The 16069-nt window shown below is 63.0% G+C and carries 13 protein-coding genes; 7 read left to right on the forward strand and 6 right to left on the reverse strand.

Annotated elements, in window-relative coordinates; genetic code table 11:
• Positions 1-14: 14 nt before the first annotated feature.
• The gene (msrA, locus tag IE100_RS08060; RefSeq protein ID WP_189373591.1) at positions 15-560 is read right to left on the reverse strand and encodes a peptide-methionine (S)-S-oxide reductase MsrA; all 546 of its coding nucleotides are present in this window, start codon (positions 558-560) and stop codon (positions 15-17) included.
• Positions 561-598: 38 nt separating this feature from the next.
• Positions 599-1540, reverse strand: coding sequence for a nucleoside hydrolase (locus tag IE100_RS08065; RefSeq protein ID WP_189373592.1), 942 nt, complete (start codon positions 1538-1540; stop codon positions 599-601).
• 106 nt (positions 1541-1646) lie between these two features.
• On the opposite strand from IE100_RS08065, the gene IE100_RS08070 reads away from it, so the two are divergent.
• Positions 1647-2600 carry a tRNA dihydrouridine synthase gene (locus IE100_RS08070; protein ID WP_189373593.1) on the forward strand — a complete coding sequence of 318 codons (954 nt, stop codon included), beginning with the start codon at positions 1647-1649 and terminating at the stop codon, positions 2598-2600.
• Between the two features lie 653 nt (positions 2601-3253).
• Entirely contained in the window at positions 3254-3448 is a 195-nt protein-coding gene (locus IE100_RS08075) for a hypothetical protein (protein WP_189373594.1), read from the forward strand.
• 474 nt (positions 3449-3922) lie between these two features.
• Here the strand turns inward: IE100_RS08075 and IE100_RS16520 are convergent, their stop codons facing one another.
• The 3 genes from IE100_RS16520 to IE100_RS08090 are packed head-to-tail and all read right to left on the reverse strand — an operon-like array spanning position 3923 to position 8221.
• Positions 3923-5500 carry a DNA recombination protein RmuC gene (locus IE100_RS16520; protein ID WP_189373595.1) on the reverse strand — a complete coding sequence of 526 codons (1578 nt, stop codon included), beginning with the start codon at positions 5498-5500 and terminating at the stop codon, positions 3923-3925.
• Positions 5501-5531: 31 nt separating this feature from the next.
• Positions 5532-7223 (reverse strand): single-stranded-DNA-specific exonuclease RecJ, encoded by a 1692-nt coding sequence (recJ, locus tag IE100_RS08085; protein ID WP_189373596.1) that lies wholly within the window; start codon positions 7221-7223, stop codon positions 5532-5534.
• Complete coding sequence (locus IE100_RS08090) at positions 7220-8221, reverse strand: hypothetical protein (RefSeq protein WP_189373597.1); 1002 nt, start codon at positions 8219-8221, stop codon at positions 7220-7222. Before IE100_RS08090 ends, recJ begins: the two co-directional genes overlap by 4 nt.
• A 344-nt stretch (positions 8222-8565) precedes the next feature.
• Here IE100_RS08090 and IE100_RS08095 point away from each other — a divergent pair, with 344 nt between their 5' ends.
• From IE100_RS08095 to hemH, 4 genes are all read left to right on the forward strand, one after another.
• Positions 8566-9897: a M23 family metallopeptidase gene (locus IE100_RS08095; RefSeq protein ID WP_189373598.1), complete on the forward strand. Its 1332-nt coding sequence runs from the start codon at positions 8566-8568 to the stop codon at positions 9895-9897.
• Positions 9898-9948: 51 nt separating this feature from the next.
• Positions 9949-11049, forward strand: a complete 1101-nt coding sequence (locus IE100_RS08100) for an anhydro-N-acetylmuramic acid kinase (RefSeq protein WP_189373599.1) — start codon at positions 9949-9951, stop codon at positions 11047-11049.
• 79 nt (positions 11050-11128) lie between these two features.
• A complete protein-coding gene (locus IE100_RS08105; protein ID WP_189373600.1) occupies positions 11129-13426 on the forward strand; it encodes a DNA translocase FtsK in 2298 nt (765 codons plus the stop codon).
• Positions 13427-13527: 101 nt separating this feature from the next.
• Positions 13528-14613 (forward strand): ferrochelatase, encoded by a 1086-nt coding sequence (hemH, locus tag IE100_RS08110; RefSeq protein ID WP_189373601.1) that lies wholly within the window; start codon positions 13528-13530, stop codon positions 14611-14613.
• A gap of 231 nt (positions 14614-14844) precedes the next feature.
• Here the strand turns inward: hemH and IE100_RS16435 are convergent, their stop codons facing one another.
• Positions 14845-15018, reverse strand: coding sequence for a hypothetical protein (locus IE100_RS16435; RefSeq protein WP_229800287.1), 174 nt, complete (start codon positions 15016-15018; stop codon positions 14845-14847).
• A 9-nt stretch (positions 15019-15027) separates the two neighbouring features.
• On the opposite strand from IE100_RS16435, the gene IE100_RS08115 reads away from it, so the two are divergent.
• Entirely contained in the window at positions 15028-16068 is a 1041-nt protein-coding gene (locus tag IE100_RS08115; RefSeq protein ID WP_229800288.1) for a branched-chain amino acid ABC transporter substrate-binding protein, read from the forward strand.
• Position 16069 lies beyond the last annotated feature (1 nt).

Here is a 16069-nt window from a genome sequence, read left to right on the forward strand (position 1 = left end):
CGGACTTTCAATGGCTAATCGGCCAGACCGCGCTGTTGTAGCATGGCCAGCACCTGTTCGCCTTTCATGACCTTGCCTGCGATGACCGCTCGGCAATAGGGCGCATAAGGGTTCAGCTCATAATAACGTTGATGTTCGGTTTCGGCAGGGTAAAAGGTACCGGCCGGCTGCGACTGCGTCACGATTTGCGCACCTGGCGGCAAGGTTGGCCGCAACTCGTCCATGACGCGCGCCAGCACGGCTTCCTGCTCCGGGAAGTGCCAGAACACCGCCGAGCGGTATTGCGTGCCGACATCGTGACCTTGCCGGTTAGGCGTGGTCGGGTCGTGGGTGGCGAAAAAAAGCCGCAGCAGGTTTTCGTAGCTGACGACCTCGTCGTCAAACTCGATCTCGACCGCCTCGGCATGGCCGGTGCGACCGCTGCACACCTGCTCGTAGCCCGGATTGGCGACCACGCCGCCGGTATAGCCGGGCGTCACCGACTTGACGCCCGGCACCTGGCGGAAAACCGCCTCGGTACACCAGAAGCAGCCGCCGGCGAATGTTGCCTTGTTCAACATGATATAGCCCTCGTTCCGGCATGACCCGTGTTGTCGTTTCAGGGAAGTGTAGATAAATTATCTGCCAGCAAGCGGAAAAAGCCATCACTATCAACAGTTGTAAGATAGTTCACATTTGCGGGTTTCCCGGTAACGCCCCACCAGTCCACCGGCGTCGCACCCAACGTCAGCTCGCTGTTTTGCTCCACCGCCACGTGCACCTTGCGCCCGGAAAACAGCCCCGGCTGCAGCACGTAGGCGATCACGGTCGGATCGTGCAGCGGCGCGCCATCGACACCATAACGCTGCACGTCGAAACGCTCGAGTGTGGTCATGATGTCGGCCGCCAGATTGCCGGCGCGGTTGGGCAGGGCGCGCAGCAGCCCGATGCGCGCTGGCGACGCGGTCGCCTTGTGGGTAACATCCAGCGGCAGCATGGTGATGGCGGCACCGCAAGCCAGTACCGTGGCCGCCGCGTCCGGATCGACATAGATGTTGAACTCCGCCGACGGCGTGATGTTGCCACCTTCAAAGTAGGCGCCGCCCATCAGCACGATTTCGCGGATGCGGCCAACGATGTCCGGCGCACGCACGATCGCCATCGCCAGGTTGGTCAAGGGCCCCAGCATGCACAGCGTGACCGTGCCGGCCTCGCGCTCGCGCAGGGTACGGATGATGAAATCGACGGCGTGCTCCGGCTGCAGCGGCATGGCCGGCTCATGCAGCGGCACGCCGTCCAGCCCGGTCCTGCCGTGCACGTGTTCGGCGGTGACCAGCGTGCGCAGAAGAGGGCGCTCACAGCCGGCATGGACCGGCACCTCCGGTCGCCCCGCCCATTCGCAGATGATACGGGCATTTTTTGCCGTCAATTCCAGTGGCACATTGCCCGCCACCACCGAAATTCCGACAACTTCGAGCTGGGCCGAGCCTAAAGCTGTCAAAATAGCGACCGCATCATCCTGGCCAGGATCGGTATCAATAATTATCGCGGTCTTGCTCATGATGAATGGCTTGCCTTTGATGCAAAGGCGCCAAGGTTTACCACGCCCCGTTTAAAAGTCAATAGTTGGCCGCAAGGCGGGGCCTTCTCAGTTTTGGTGAAATAGCATGAAAATCGTATTGGCCCCGATGGAAGGGCTTGTAGATGACGTGATGCGGGATGTGCTGACCGAGATTGGCGGCATCGACTGGTGTGTTACCGAGTTCATTCGCGTCACCAACTCCTTGCTGCCGGTAAAGACATTCCACCGTCTGGCCCCTGAGCTGCTGCAACAGTCAAAGACCCGCGCCGGCACACCCGTACGCCTGCAATTGCTAGGCTCCGACCCGGCCTGCCTGGCCGACAACGCGGCCAGGGCGGCAGAACTGGGCGCCCCGGTCATCGACCTGAATTTTGGCTGCCCGGCACCGACCGTCAACCGTCATCGCGGCGGTGCGGTGTTGCTGAAAGAACCGCAAACCCTCTACGAGATCATCACCACGGTCCGCGCGGCGGTACCCGCCGACATCCCGGTCACCGCCAAGATGCGGCTGGGCTATGAGGATACCAGCCTGACGCTGGACTGCGCCCGCGCCATCAACGCCGCCGGCGCGGCGGAACTGACCGTCCATGCTCGCACAAAGGTAGAAGGCTACAAACCGCCGGCACACTGGGAATGGTTTGCCAGGATCAAGGAAGTGATCGACATTCCGCTGATTGCCAATGGCGAAGTCTGGACCCTGGAAGACTACTGCAATATCCGCGAAACCAGCCAGTGCGAAACCATCATGATCGGCCGCGGCCTGATTGCCGCTCCCGATTTTGCCAAACGCATCAAGCACCTGCAGCAAACGGGCAGCCAGCTGCCGCCAGAGCCATGGGCAGATGTTCTGGCACATGTCGACAACCTGTTCATGCAATGTCAGCTGCGTGCCGGCGACAGCAGCTACGCGGTCAGCAGGGTCAAGCAATGGCTCAACCAGCTGAAACGAACCTATATCGAAGCCGGCGATTTCTTCAATGAAATCAGGTCAATACGCGAGCCAGAACAGCTAAGAACCAGGCTCAACGCCGCCCGTTGAACACTAGGTATTTTTACGAATAGCCATTACACCGATGGTAGCCTTATCATTAATCATGCTTTCTGATATGGAATGGCGTTCCTCATCTGAAGCGTAACGGAGAGCAAATCCGTGCTTCCAAAACCTCCTGCCATCGGTGACTGATGCTGGAGGTTCTTTTTTTGTCTGGCGTTTGGGTATCCTGGCTCGTGATTGCAAACCGGAGTGATGAACCACAGCCAGATAACTCTAGTACCAGATCCAGATGTAGTACGGGACTCAAATTGACGGTTTTTTGATCTTGGCAAGCAACTGCACTGGCAAATCCAACTCAACTGCTTGCTGCGGCGAACATGGAGCGCGAGAAAACCCAAGCCAGACGGGACTTTTGGGCGGATTTTCGCAAAAAGATCGGCCAATTGGCCGTGGCCGGTCTTGTGATTCTGACGACGCTGGCGAGCCCAGTTAATGGTGGAAAAGCCCCCCAAGGGGTTTAGCCGTTCGTGTCGCATAATGTTTATTATGTCAAATAATGCACGGAAATTTGACAATCCAAACCCCTCTTTCGCGTTCAACCAAGACCATCCAACGTCACATCACACTGGATCCCCTGGTCGGGCTTTTTCATTTCGGGTTACCCGAGCCCGAGAACGTGCTGGCGAAAGAACTTGATCATGTCGGCTAGATACGAAGTCCGTATCAAGTACGCAGAAACCCAACGACCAGCCGGCTATCGTCATCTGCCCCACCTTCGCGCCATACAAACCAATCTGGTAGAGCGCCGGATAATCAAGCGCGACGTCTACCGCGACAACGGCCACCAACAAACCAGATTCAACCTGGGCACCGCAACCGCCGCCGCCGATTAACAGCTTTGGGGCTTTGCAAATTTCGTAGTCAATCAGCCATTCCGTTTTGCCTTGTCCCCGTGGCAAGTTGGCAGCAGCTTTCTGCAATCGGGGCTCGCCACTGTTGCGCCCTGTCCCAGTATGCTGGCCGTCTTGAAATGACATCACGTGCTATGCCACCGACGGCACGGCAAAATGAAAGAAGCCGACATTTCTGCCGGCTTCTGGGGGTGGTTGAATGGTACAACGTCGCTTTACTACTACAACATAACTACCTTTCACTGCACCAGACACTAACGAAGGTGAGAGCGTTGCCGGCACGATGCCGGAGCTTTAACGCGTACAACATCACGTTTACGGTTGGAGGAAAACGCTTTAACAAAGATCAGTGCAAACATCACATACATCAACAAGGTTATCAGCGATACCATCTAGCCCTCCTCCTTCCCAGTGTCTGACTTTTTTATAGTCCACCCCCCGGTAATCGCCAAGAAATTATTCTGTCTCTTCCGTGATATCTGGATCTAGCAACAGGTGTGAAGGCAGGGATTTGCTGGTCTTGGCGCCCAGCTTGCGCAGTTTTTCGGCGCGCCCCAGCAGGTTGCCACTGCCGGTGCTGAGCTGCTTCATCGCGGTGCCGTAGCTATCCTGCACGGTGCCGATCTGCTTGCCCAGCTTCTCCAGCGTGTCCACCAGTCCGGCCAGCTTGTCGAACATGGCGCCGGATTGCCGTGCGATTTCCTGTGCGTTCTGGTTCTGGTGCTCGTAGCGCCAGATGCTGGCCACGGTGCGCAGTGTCGCCAGCAAGGTGCTCGGACCGACGATCATGATGCGGCGTTCGAAGGCCTCGTTGAACAGGCCCATGTCGTGCTGCACCGCCAGCAAATAGGCTGGATCCACCGGCACGAACATGAATACGAAGTCGAGCGTGTTGAGCTTGTACAGATCCTGGTAGCGCTTCTCGGACAGGCTGCGGATGTGCGCCCGCAAGGCGGCGATATGCGCCTTCAGCTCACTGTCGCGTACTGCTTCGTCGCTGCTGGCGCTGTAACGCACGTAGGCGTTCAGCGACACCTTGGAGTCGACCACCAGCTGCTTGCCTTCCGGCAGGTCGATCACCACGTCCGGCTGATAGCGCTTCTGACCGCCCTCGCCCGTCTCCACCGTATCCGACACCTGCACGCGGTATTCACGGTCGCGGGTCAGGCCGGAAGTTTCCAGCACCCGCTCCAGAATCATCTCGCCCCAGTTGCCCTGCGTCTTGTTGTTGCTGCCGGTCAGCGCCTGGGTCAGCGCCACGGCGTCATGATTGAGGCGCGTATTCAGCTCCTGCAGCCGGCGCAGCTCCTGCTCCAGCGTCAGCCGCTCCTTGGAATCCTTGTCGTAGGTGTCCTGCACCAGCTTGCCGAAGTGCTGGATGCGCTCACCCAGCGGCCCCAGCAACAGGCCGAGGTTTTCGCGGTTCTGCTCGGTGAAGCGCTTAGCCTTTTCTTCCAGGATGTCGGTGGCCAGTGCCTTGAACTGGTTGGACAGCGCCTCGCGCGCCTCCTGCAACAGCTGCAGCTTCTCCGCCGACTGGCGCTGCTCCTGTTGCAGCAGGGTCAGCAGCTCCTGTTCGCGTGCGCCCAACCGGGCCAGGTCGTTCTGCTGCGTCTGCCACGCGGCGCGCAACTGCTGCAGCTCCTGCTGCAATGACGGTAGCTGCCGGCCCTGCTCTTCGCGTGCGGCCAACCTTTCGCCCTGCTCGCGCAGCTGCAGCTGTTGCTGCTGCAGCTGCCCCTCCAGCTCCGGCAGGCGCTGTGCGCGATTGGCGAGTACCGCCAGCTTTTGCTGCGCCTCGGACAGCAGCTGGCGCAGGCTGTCCAGCTGCTGCTGCAGTGCGGCGGTGCGCGCCTGGCTGTCGTCGAGTTGCCACTGCAAGGCTTCGCCCCGCGCCTGCGCCGCGGCCAGTTGCGCCGCGGTCTCCCCCAGCCCGCGCTGGTAGCCGGCCTCGGCACGGTGCTTGCCGACCAGCCAGGTGGCGGCGATGCCCGCGCCGGCGCCGGTCAGCAGCGTCATCAGTAGTTCGATCATGGAGTCCTCCGGATTGCGGCCAAGCTTGCGTTCAGCCGGGCTGGCGCCAGTGCTGGATATAGATCTGCAATTCCTTGCGCCCCTGCCACTCGTTGGCCGCCAGCTGGTATACCGCGTTGATGGTCTGCGGCAGCCACTCCACCTGGTTGAACAGCATGCCGTCGCACTGCACGCCGTCCTTTTCCAGGCGCAGTTTCAGGTGCTTGTCGCCGACCACGCGCTGGCTGACGATGTGGAAGTCGTCGTGGAAGGTCGGCGCGGCAAAGCCCTGCCCCCACACCTCTGCGGCCAAGGTTTCCGCCACCGCCAGCGACAGCTCGCGGCCGCTGAGCGGACCATCGGTTTCCAGCGTGCGGGTCAGCGTGTTGCTGTCCAGCAGCTGGCGCGCCACACTCTCGAAGGCGGCGGCGAACTCGTCGAAGCGGGCTTCGGCAATGGTCAGCCCCGCCGCCATCGCGTGGCCGCCGAACTTGAGGATCAGCTGCGGGTGGCGCTTGTACACCAGGTCCAGCGCGTCGCGCAGGTGGAAGCCGGGAATGGAGCGGCCGGAGCCCTTGATCTCGCCCTCGTCGCCCGGTGCAAACACGATGGCCGGGCGGTGGTACTTTTCCTTCAGCCGCGAGGCGACGATGCCGACCACGCCCTGGTGCCAGTCGTCGCGATACAGTGACAAGGTATAGCGCTGCTCGGCGTCGATGCCGGACAGCACCGCCAACGCCTCGTCCTGCATGCCGTGCTCGATGCTGCGCCGCTCGCGGTTGAGCCTGTCCAGCTCCTGCGCCAGCGTCAGCGCCTGCGTTTCGTCGCCAGCCAGCAGGCAGGCGATACCAAGGCTCATGTCGTCCAGCCGACCGGCGGCGTTCAGCCTCGGTCCGACGGTGAAGCCGAGGTCGAAGGCGTTGGCCTTGTGCGCGGCGCGGCCGGCGACGCGAAACAGCGCGGCGATGCCCGGCGCCATGCGCCCGGCACGCATGCGGCGCAGGCCGTTGTCGACCAGGATGCGGTTGTTGCGATCCAGCTTCACCACGTCGGCCACCGTGCCCAGCGCCACCAGGTCCAGCAGCTCGCCCAGGTTCGGCTCCGGTTGCTGCCGGAACGCGCCACGATCGCGCAGCTCGGCGCGCAGCGCCATCAGCACGTAAAACATCACGCCGACGCCGGCCAGATTCTTGGACGGGAACTCGCAGCCGGGCTGGTTCGGGTTGACGATCAGCGCTGCGGGCAGCGTGTCGCCGGGCAGGTGGTGATCGGTAACCAGCACCTCGATACCGCGCGCGTTGGCCGCCTCGACACCGGCGACGCTGGCGATGCCGTTATCGACGGTGACAATGATGTCCGGCCGGCTCTGCGCGGCCAGCTCGACGATCTCCGGCGTCAGGCCGTAGCCGTACTCGAAGCGGTTGGGCACGATGAAATCGATCACCGCGCCCAGCGCCGCCAGCCCCTTCACCGCCACCGTGCAGGCGGTGGCGCCGTCGGCGTCGTAGTCGGCGACCACCAGCAGCCGCTGCCGGGCGGCGATGGCGTCGGCCAGGCGCGCCGCCATCGGCTGGATGTTTTTCAGGCTGTGATACGGCAGCAGTCCCTTGAGGCCGTAATCCACTTCGGCGGCGTCGGCGATGCCGCGCGCGGCGTACAGGCGCGCCATCAACGGCGCGATGCCCTGCTGGTGCAGTTGCCGGGCAGGATCGGCCGGGACTTGGCGGGTAACGATACGGGTCATTGCGGATACAGTTTGCTGAGTGGCAGCGGACGGCGCCACAGTTTCCAGAGATCCAGCCGTGTGGTGCGGCTGAGCAGGCCGGCGCTGCCGTGACAGCACAGCTGCACTTCGCTGAGCTTGCCCTGTTGCAGTGCGGCCAACGTTGGCGCGAACCAGTCGCGCTCCAGTCGCAGCAGGCCCTCGCGCCAACCCCACACGTCGCGGAACTGCGCGGCGCCCTCGGCGGCGTCGAGGTGGATCAGCACGTCGCCGCCCTCTGCCAGCGTGAAGGCGTAGCCCGGGCTGTCGCCGGCGACACCGGCCTGCTGCGCCAGCTGCTGCCACAGCGGGTCGTGGCTGTGCACCGCCGGATAGGCGCTGGCCAGCGGCTGCGCCTGGCTGGCCTCGCCCCAGAACCACAGACTGTTCACCGTCGGTTCGCCGCGCGCCTCGCGCGCCTCGTTGACCAGGTGGGTGTACAGCAGCATCTGCAGCTCGTTGAGGAAGCGGCTCCAGCGCATGCCCTGCCTGCCCTTAGGCAGGTGATGGTTGATGTCTTCGCCGATCACGTCCGGCAACGCCGAGAACTCGGCGCCGCTCGCCTCCGGCAAGGCGACGAACCAGCGCGCCGGGGTCGGCGCGTGGAACATCAGGCCGTCCTCGGCGAAGAAGGCGTTCAGGCTGGCCACGAGCGTCGCGGCCTCGTCCTGCGACAGATTCATGATGCCGATGTCGCCCAGCAGTGCGCGGTCGCGATCGACGCGCAGGTTGACCGGATCGGCAATCAGCCAGCTGGCCGCCGGTGGCAGGCCGGCGGCACGGGCAAGGTTGGCCGCAAGCGCCGGCTGCGACAGGCCGAAGGTGCGGCACAGCATCTCGCTGGCGCTCAGCGGCTCGCTGCGCCACTGGCCGCGGCCCAGCAGCGTCGACAGCGCCGGCAGCGACAGGTCCTTGCACAGCTCGGGGCCGGCGTCACTGTCCAGCCAGGTCAGGCCGGGAACAAACAGGGTGTATTTCATGGCGGGTGTAGCGTCGGGTGGGTGACAGGCGATGACAGGCCGGCATTGTAGCGGTTTGCAGTCGACGCTGACCAATTGCCGCGGGGCTTGAACTTATTTAGGGACAAAACAGTCTTTGCAGGCGGCCCCGCTTTTTCTGCGCGCAGCAAAGGCGGGATCTGTCGTAAATCCGGCGATGACATGGTACTAATATGTTGATTTTTAAACATTATTTGTTTGCCTGTGTACATTTTTTTGCTAACCTGCCTCCTTTGTATTTTTATCAATGGCTGTTGATTAAGCAGCCTGTTCGATAAATGTGCTTGTCCCGGACACCATCCGGGTCATACAAGACGAAGAGATCCATGAGCTACCAGACACTGCTGCCATCCCGTCTCCAAGGCCTCCAGCGCCTGATGAAACATCGCTTCAGCTGGCTGATCGGCGCCGCCACCCTGCCCTTTCTCGGCGTCCTGACCGCCGTTGCCGTCGCCCCGGGCGCGGCACAACAGGCGCCGCTTGAAGTGCGCGAAGTCAGCCAGTCGCTGGCGCTGCCGGCTCTGCCGGCCGGCCAGTCCGACGGCTCGCGCTACTGGCGCGAAGAACCCATCCAGCGCGGCGACACCATTGCCCGCCTGCTTAACCGCCTCGGCGTCGGCAGCGACGAAGCCAACCGCTTCATCCACACCGCACCGGTTTCGCGCGACGTGCTGAAACTGCGCGCCGGCGCCACGCTGTCGGTACAGATCAACGACCAAGGCGAGCTGTTCGGCCTGCGCTTCCTCAACGATGACGAAAACGGCGAAAAAGTGCTGGTCGTGATCGAGAAACAGGGCGAGCAGTGGCAGGCCAGCGCCGAGCCGCCGCGCACCGAGGTGATCCAGGCGGTACGCTCCGTCGAGATCCGCACCAGCCTCAGCGGCGCGCTGGCCCAGGCCGGCGTGCCGGTCGAAGTCCGCACCCAGCTGGGCGAGATCTTCTCCGACCAGCTGGACACCACCCGCCTGCAAGCAGGCGACCGCGTCAACCTGGTCTACGAGACGCTGCTGTACAAGGGCTCGCCGATTGCCAACGGCAACGTGCTGGCCGCCGAGATCCAGTCCGGCGGCAAGACCTGGCAGGCGTTCTACTTCGCCCACGACAGCGAATCCGGCGCCTACTACGACGCCGCCGGCCAGTCGCTGCGCAAGGGTTTCAGCAACCAGCCGGTCAGCAATGCCCGCATCAGCTCCGGCTTCGGCATGCGCTTCCACCCGGTGCTGCGCAGCCTGCGCATGCACGAGGGCATCGACTACGCCGCCAGCAGCGGCACGCCGATCGTGGCCCCCTCCGACGGCGTGGTCGACACCATCGCCACCCAGAGCGGCTACGGCAACGTGGTGATCCTGAAGCACAACGCCAAGCTGTCGACGCTGTACGCGCACATGAGCCGCTTCGAGCCGAAGCTGAAACGCGGCAGCAAGGTGTCCGCCGGCCAGGTGATCGGCTACGTCGGCAGCACCGGCCGCTCCACCGGCCCGCACCTGCACATGGAGGTGCACGTCAACGGCCAGGCGGTCGACCCGTCGACCACCGCGCTGCCGGTGCCGGGTCTGAGCACGCAGCAACGCTTGGCCTTCCGCCAGCAGAGCGTTAAGCTGGCGGCTAATTTGAAGCTGCTCAGGGAGATTCCGGTCAGCGTTGCCCAGCTGGAGTAAACGCCCCGCACCATCGACCAACCCTGACAGCACCACTGTCAGGGTTTTTTCATGTCTGCGTACTTTATCGGTTTGATGTCCGGCACCAGCCTCGACGGCGTGGATGCGGTACTGGTGGATTTTTCCGGCCCGCGCTTCCGCGTCTGCGGCGAGGCCTTCGTCGACTATCCGGCGGCGCTGCGCGAGGACATCCTTGCGCTGCAGACGCCGGCGCACAACGAGCTGGACCGCAGCGCCCGGTTGGCCAACCAGCTGGCGCAGCACTACGCGCAAGTGGTACGGCTGCTGCTGACCAGTTGCCGGCTCGACGCCAGCGCCATCAGCGCCATCGCCTGCCACGGCCAGACCATCCGCCACGCGCCGGAGCGCGGCTACACGCTGCAGCTGGGCAACCTCGCGCTGCTGGCCGAGCTGACCGGCATCGACGTGATCGGCGACCTGCGCAGCCGCGATGTCGCCGCCGGCGGCCAGGGTGCACCGCTGGTGCCCGCCTTCCACGCCCACGCCTTTCATGACGTCAACGTGAACCGCCTGATCGTCAACATCGGCGGCATCGCCAACCTGACCTATCTCGGCCGCGACGGTGCGGTCTCCGGCTTCGACAGCGGCCCCGGCAACATGCTGCTCGACGCCTGGATCAAGCTGCACTGCGGCCAACCTTATGACGCCGACGGCGCGTGGTCGGCATCCGGCAGCGTGCATCCGCGCCTGCTGCAACAGCTGCTGGCCACCGCCTACTTTGACGCGCCGCCGCCCAAGAGCACCGGCCGCGACCTGTTCGATCTCGCCTGGCTGCAGGCCCAGCTGCACGCGCTGGGCGAGCCGCTGCGCCCGGCCGACGTGCAGGCCACCCTGGCCGAGCTGGTCGCGCACAGCATCGTCAACGCCGCGCAGCGCTTCCTGCCCGCCGTCAGCGCGGTCTACCTGTGCGGCGGCGGCGCGCGCAACCGCGACCTGCGCCAGCGGCTGCAGCAACGTTGGCCGCAGGTCGGCTGGCACCTGACCGACGAGCTGGGGCTGCCGCTGCACCAGGTGGAAGCCACCGCCTTTGCCTGGCTGGGCTATTGCTTCAGCCGGCGCCAGGGCGCCAACCTGCCGGCGGTGACCGGCGCCAGCGGCCGGCGCGTGCTGGGGGCGCTGTATCCGGCCTGACAAATTCACGCGCCGGCGCGCGGTTTTTGTGCGGTTTGCCGATATAATCAGCCACCACCTTAATCAAACAGAATATTCAATGCGCCTCTTCAAGCGTAAAGCCGTCGTCCGCAACACCGACCCGCTGCCGCCACGGCTGTCCAGCCTGCTGCGCGAAGCGTGGTGGTTGCTGATGGCCGTGACCGCCGTCTACCTCGTCCTGACGCTGGCGTCTTTCTCTCCTGCCGACTCCTCCTGGTCGCACAGCTCGGCCGATGCGCAGGTGCGCAACTATGGCGGCGCCTTTGGCGCCTGGCTGTCCGACATCCTGCTCTACCTGTTCGGCTACTCGGCGTGGCTGAGCGTGGCGTTCTGCCTCGCTGCCATCGCCTGGGGCTACCGCCAGCTGGGCGAAGGCATCCGTCGCCCGGGGCCGATGGCGTGGGCGGCCTCGTTCGGTTTCCTGCTGTTCATTCTGTGCTCCGCCAGCCTCGAAGCGCTGATCTGGCGTGGCGAAACGCTGAACCTGCCGCTGGTCGCCGGCGGGCTGTTCGGCCAGTTCCTCGGCGACGTCGCCGCACGCGTGTTCGGCCTGACCGGCGGCGGCCTGCTGTTGCTGGTGAGCGGCGCCATCGGTTTCTCGCTGTTTACCGGCCTGTCGTGGCTGAACCTGATGGAACGCATCGGCGCCACCATCGAGGACGGTGCGCTGAAGGCGTGGCAGGCGTGGCAGGCACGCCAGGACCGAGAGATCGGCCGCGAAGTCGCCCAGCAGCGCGAAGAAAAAGTCGTCACCGAGAAGAAGAAGATCGAGGACAAGCCACCGGTGCGCATCGAAACACCGGTGCTGGACATCCCGCTGTCACCCAAGGTGACCAAGCCGGTCCAGCAGTCGCTGTTTGCCGCGCCGGGCGACGACACCCTACCCGGCCTGCCGCTGTTGGCCGCCCCCAAGGAACAGGGCGAGCCGGTCTCCGCCGAGACGGTGGAGTACACCTCGCGCCTGATCGAACGCAAGCTGGCCGATTTTGGCGTCGACGTGAAAGTGGTCGCCGCCTACCCCGGCCCGGTGATCACCCGTTACGAGATCGAGCCGGCCATCGGCGTCAAGGGCGCACAGATCGTCAACCTGATGCGTGACCTGGCGCGCGCGCTCTCCCTGGTGTCGATCCGCGTAGTGGAAACCATCCCCGGCAAGACCTATATGGGCCTGGAACTGCCCAACCCGAAGCGCCAGATCGTGCGTCTGTCCGAGATCGTCGGCTCCGACAGCTACCAGAACATGGGGTCGCGACTGGCGATGGCGCTGGGCAAGGACATCGCCGGCCAGCCGGTGTCCGCCGACCTCGCCAAGATGCCGCACGTGCTGGTCGCCGGCACCACCGGCTCCGGCAAATCGGTGGCCATCAATGCGATGATCCTGTCGGTGCTGTACAAGGCGACGCCCAAGGAGGCCCGCCTGATCATGGTCGATCCGAAGATGCTGGAGCTGTCGGTGTACGAAGGCATTCCGCACCTGCTGGCACCGGTGGTCACCGACATGAAACAGGCCGCCAACGCGCTGAACTGGTGTGTCGGCGAGATGGAAAAACGCTACCGCCTGATGTCCAAGCTCGGCGTGCGCAACCTCGCCGGCTACAACCAGAAGATCCGCGATGCGGAAAAAGCCGGCGAAAAAATCCCGAACCCGTTCAGCCTGACCCCGGAAAGCCCGGAGCCGCTGGACACGCTGCCGCTGATCGTGGTGGTGATCGACGAGCTGGCCGACCTGATGATGGTGGCCGGCAAGAAGATCGAGGAACTGATTGCCCGCCTGGCACAGAAGGCGCGTGCCGCCGGCATCCATTTGATTCTCGCCACGCAGCGGCCGTCGGTGGACGTGATCACCGGCCTGATCAAGGCCAACATCCCGACGCGCATCGCGTTCCAGGTATCCAGCAAGATCGACAGCCGTACCATCCTCGACCAGATGGGCGCCGAGACGCTGCTCGGCCAGGGCGACATGCTGTACCTGCCGCCGGGCACCGGCTACCCGCTGCGCGTGCACGGCGCCTTTGTCGCCGACGACGAAGTGCACCAGGTGGTGGAATTCCTCAAGACCACCGGCGAGCCGGACTACATCGAGGGCATCCTCACCGGCGGCACCGAAACAGAGACAGGAGACGGCGGCGACGGCCTTTCCGGCGGCGGCGATAGCGAAGCCGATCCGCTGTACGACGACGCCGTCGCCATCGTGCTGAAAACGCGCAAGGCGTCGATCTCGTCCGTGCAGCGCCACCTGCGCATCGGCTACAACCGTGCCGCACGCCTGATCGAACAGATGGAAGCCAGCGGCATCGTCTCGGCGATGGAAACCAATGGCAACCGCAGCGTGCTGGTGCCGGCGCGCGAGGAATAAGCCGCGCCATCCGTGGAACAAGGTTGGCCGCAGCGATGCGGCCATTGTCTTTCAAGGCTGCAAGGCAAGCTTCACCCTTATTTATTCGCACTGGAAAAAACATGGCCGTACCGCTCGCAGAACCGGCTTTCCGCCACAGCTACACCCCCAAGACCGGCGTGCTGCTGATCAACCTCGGCACCCCCGACGCACCGACCGCCAAGGCCCTGCGCCCTTACCTCAAGCAGTTCCTGTCCGACCAGCGCGTGATCGAGATCCCGAAGGCGCTGTGGTGGCTGATTCTCAACGGCATCATCCTCAACCTGCGCCCACGCAAGAGCGCCGAGAAGTACGCCAGCATCTGGAGCAGCGAAGGCTCGCCATTGCTGGTCCACACCCGCAAGCAGAGCCAGCTGCTGGCTGACAAGCTGGCCGCCGCCGGGCTGGAAAACCTGGTGGTCGATTTCGCGATGCGCTACGGCAACCCGTCGGTCGACAGCGTGCTGCGCGGCATGCGCGAACAGGGTGTCGAGCGCCTGTTGGTGGTGCCGCTGTATCCGCAATATGCCGGTTCATCGGTGGCGACCGCGCTGGACGAGGTATTCCGCAGCCTGCTGCGCATGCGCAACATGCCGGAAATCCGCACCGTGCGTCATTTCCACGACTTCCCTCCTTATATTGAAGCGCTGGCGCGACAGGTGGAGGCGCACTGGCAGGCAAACGGCCGTGGCGACAAGCTGCTGATGTCCTTCCACGGAGTGCCGCGTTTCACGCTGGACAAGGGCGATCCCTACCACTGCGAATGCCTGAAAACCGGTCGCCTGCTGGCGGAGCGGCTGCAACTGGACAGGGAACAGTACGAGGTAGCGTTCCAGAGCCGCTTCGGCAAGGCGGAGTGGATCAAGCCCTACACCGTCGACACCCTGACGGCACTGGCCAAGGCCGGCACGCAAAAACTGGACGTGATGTGCCCCGGCTTTGTCGGTGACTGCCTGGAAACGCTGGAAGAAATCGCGATGGAAGGCAAGGAGATTTTCCTGACCAATGGCGGTGGCGAATACCGCTACATTCCCTGCCTCAATGAAGATCCAAACTGGCTGGATGCGCTGACAGCACTGGTACAGCAGCATCTTGGTGGCTGGATAACAACACCGGATGATCCGGTGCAGCGTTTTCAGCGCGCGCAAGATTCAGGCGCAAACGGCTAGCAAAATCGATTTTTTCACCCCAATGGCGCACCAACATGGTGCGCCATTGTTCATTTTATACTTTATCCCTCTGGCAATCTGGCCAATGCAGTGCAGCAAATATGTCATAGCCTTTGACGTGTCAGACAATCTCCAAATTGGTGAAATCAAACTTCGTTGACACTGCATAGGGTGCTACGCATAATCAGTCCGCATCTGCTCTTTCCAAAAGAACCGGGCAGATCTTACAAGTCACATGACTAAGATCAGGGGAAACACAAGATGAATAAATTCGCACGCCTTAGCCTCTTTGCAGCAGCCGCCATCGCACTGACTGCCTGCGGCAACAAAGAAGAACAACCAGCTGCTGATGCTTCCGCTGCCGCTGCCGATGCCGGCGGTGATGTGGTAGTCAAAATTGGTCAAGTATCGCCAATGACCGGTCCGATTGCTCACCTGGGCAAAGACAACGAATTTGGCGCGCGTCTGGCCATTGAAGACCTGAACGCCGAAGGCGTCGAGATCGGTGGCAAGAAAGTCAAGTTTGAACTGGTTTCCGAAGACGACCAGGGCGACCCGAAAATCGGCACCCAGGTTGCACAGCGTCTGGTTGATGCCGGTGTCGTCGGTGTTGTCGGTCACCTGAACTCCGGTACCACCATCCCTGCCTCCAAGATCTACTCCGATGCCGGCATCCCGCAGATCTCTCCATCTGCAACCAACCCTGACTACACCAAGCAAGGCTACAAGACCACCTTCCGCGTGATCGCCAACGACGTGCAGCAAGGCAAGGCACTGGGTGAGTTTGCCGTGGACACCCTGAAAGCGAAAAAAGTCGCCATCATCGACGACCGCACCGCTTACGGCCAGGGTCTGGCTGACGAATTCGAAAAAGCCATCAAGGCCAAGGGCGGCGAAATCGCCAAGCGCGAATTCACCACCAACACCGCCACCGACTTCAACGCCATTCTGACCTCGATCAAGTCGGCACAACCGGACGTGATCTTCTACGGCGGCATGGACGCACAGGCGGCACCACTGGCCAAGCAGATGCAGCGTCTGGGCATCAAGGCCAAACTGATGGGCGGCGACGGCTGGCAGACTCCGGAATTCATCAAGCTGGCCGGCGAAGCATCCGAAGGTCAGTACTCTTCCAGCTGCGGCGTGCCACGCGACAAGATGCCAGGTTTCGCGGCGTTCAACGATCGCTTCAAGGCCAAGTTCAACACCGAAGTACAAATCTACGCACCGTACGAGTACGACGCCGTGAAAGTACTGGTTGACTCCATGAAGCGTGCCGGTTCGACCGATCCTAAGGCCTACCTGCCGGAAGTGGGCAAGACCCAGATGACCGGCGTGACCGGCAACATCGCCTTTGACGAAAAAGGCGACATCAAGGACGGCGCAGTGACCGTTTACCAGGTTAAAGGCGGCAAGTGGGAAGTGGTTTCCACTGTCGGCGGCCCGGCCAAGTAAG

Source organism: Vogesella alkaliphila, assembly GCF_014652475.1.
Classification (GTDB): domain Bacteria; phylum Pseudomonadota; class Gammaproteobacteria; order Burkholderiales; family Chromobacteriaceae; genus Vogesella; species Vogesella alkaliphila.